The organism is Frankia sp. RB5 (genome assembly GCF_059816245.1).
In genome coordinates this window covers 1-1,993 of record NZ_JCBATA010000140.1, presented here as the reverse complement: position 1 = coordinate 1,993, position 1,993 = coordinate 1, and the positions used below count along the sequence as shown (strand labels likewise).

General features: G+C 71.0%; 2 protein-coding genes. Both read right to left on the bottom strand.

From position 1 onward, the window contains the following. Window positions 1-30: 30 nt before the first annotated feature. The gene (gene tnpB / locus AC6EXY_RS33160) at window positions 31-1,359 is read right to left on the bottom strand and encodes an IS607 family element RNA-guided endonuclease TnpB (RefSeq protein ID WP_499819013.1); all 1,329 of its coding nucleotides are present in this window, start codon (window positions 1,357-1,359) and stop codon (window positions 31-33) included. Then, window positions 1,356-1,931, bottom strand: coding sequence for an IS607 family transposase (locus AC6EXY_RS33155; RefSeq protein WP_101830365.1), 576 nt, complete (start codon window positions 1,929-1,931; stop codon window positions 1,356-1,358). The genes tnpB and AC6EXY_RS33155 overlap by 4 nt, the downstream gene beginning before the upstream one ends. Window positions 1,932-1,993: the final 62 nt, after the last annotated feature.

Sequence of the window (1,993 nt, the reverse complement as noted above, 5' to 3'; positions counted from 1 at the left end):
CCGTTGCATGAGAGCGCTGGATAGCGCTGTTCATGCCGCCTCACCTTTCGGTGGGGCACCCCGGGTCTGACCGGCCGTGGCCGTGCCCGGTTCCCGCTTCACAGCCACCCGCCCGCTCGCGCGGGTCTTATGGTCGGCTCCACGGGTGTTTTCCGTCTCCGATGTACTGGCGGCGACGAGGTTGCGCAGGTTGACCGCCGCGTTGGTGTCTCGGTCGAGTACCAGCGCGCAGGACTGGCAGTGGAACGTGCGGTCCGACAGCGTCAGGCTTGGGTTTCGCCAGCCGCAGCCGGAGCAGGTCTTCGAGCTTGGGTACCAGCGGTCCGCGACGTGTAGCCGCGAGCCGTACCAGACGGTCTTGTAAGCGAGTTGGCGGCGGATCTCTGCCATCCCGGTGTCGGCGACGGCGCGGGCGAGGCGCCGGTTACGGACCATCCCGGCGACGTGCAGGTCCTCGACCACAACCACGTCGTGGGACGTGGCGAGGCGGGTCGTGAGCTTGTGCAACCCGTCGCGACGCTGGTTCGCGACGTGGGCGTGGATCTTTCCGAGCCGGGCGGCGCGTTGACGGCGTCCGACTGAGCCTGGCTTCGACCGGGAGTAGGCCCGGGACGCCTTGCGGAGTTTCCGCTGGGAGCGGGCGAGCGGTTCCGGGTTGTCGACCTGTTCGCCGGTCGAGAGGACCGCGAGGTGCTTCACGCCCGCGTCGACGCCGACCGGCCCGCCCGCCCGCTGCCATGGCGGGGACGTTTCGGGCACGTCCCGGTCAGCCTCGACGGTGAACGAGACGAACCAGCGGCCGGCGGTACGTGACACGGTTGCGCCGAGCAGACACGCCCGGCCGTCGGCGAGCCGGCCGGTCAGCGCGGCCATCGGTTCGTGGACCTTGACCCGGCCGATCCGGGGCAGCGTCACGTGCAGGCCACCGGCCGGGCCGTAGGCACCGGTCGTGTACCGGAACGAGTCGCGGGCCTTCCCGCGCTTGGTGAACCGGGGGAAACCGGCCCGCCGGCCCTTGCGCTTCCCGCGCTTCGAGTCGGAGAAGTTCTTCAGCGCGCGGGCCAACTGGGCGAGCCCGGCGGAGAACGCCTCCTTTGAGCACTCCGGCCACCACGGGGCGACATCGTTCTTGACCTGGTTGAAGCGCAGCCGCAGCGCGGGCAGCGTCCAGGGCACCGCCGTGAGCGCGCCGCCGTCGAGTCCGTAGGACTTCTCGGCGTCGCGCTGCGCGAGGGCGGCCTTCACGAACGCCAGACCCCAGTTGTAGACGAACCGGGACGCCCCGGCGTGGCGGCGGAGATCGGCCCGCTGGGCGTCGTTCGGGTCGAGCGCGAACCTGTAAGCCTGCATCGTCTTCACACCGGGCCGTCCTCGGTCGCGGCGGCGACCGCTCGGGCGGCCCGGTTCACGGCGGCGCGGCCGCCGTACAGCCGGGCGCACATCGACGTGAGGATCTCGGTGATGTCGCGGACCAGGTCGTCGTCGACTTCGGCCGGGTCGACGACCAGCAGCCGGCGTCCCTGCGCGGACAGCACGGCCTCGACGTATTCGGCGCCGAACCGGGCGAAGCGGTCCCGGTGCTCGACGACGATCGCGGTCACGGCCGGGTCGCGTAGCAGCGCGAGGAACTTCCGGCGGTGGCCGTCCAGCGCCGAGCCGACCTCGGTCACAACCCGACTGACAGGCAGGCCCTGCCCCGCGGCCCACGCGGTGACCCGCGCGACCTGCCGGTCAAGATCTGATCGCTGGTCAGCGGACGAGACCCGGGCGTACACCGCGACCGTCTCCACCACCACCGACCGGACCGGCTCGTCGACCAGGATCAGCCCACCGACCCGCCGCGCGGGGACGGGCAGCCTGCCCTCAAGGAACCACTGACGGGCGGTCGAGTACCCGACCCCGTTCGCCGCAGCCCACTCCTTGAGATTCACCCCACCATTATACAGCGCTCACTGGCGCTAACCGGCGGCCAGTCGGCAGCAGAATTCAACCC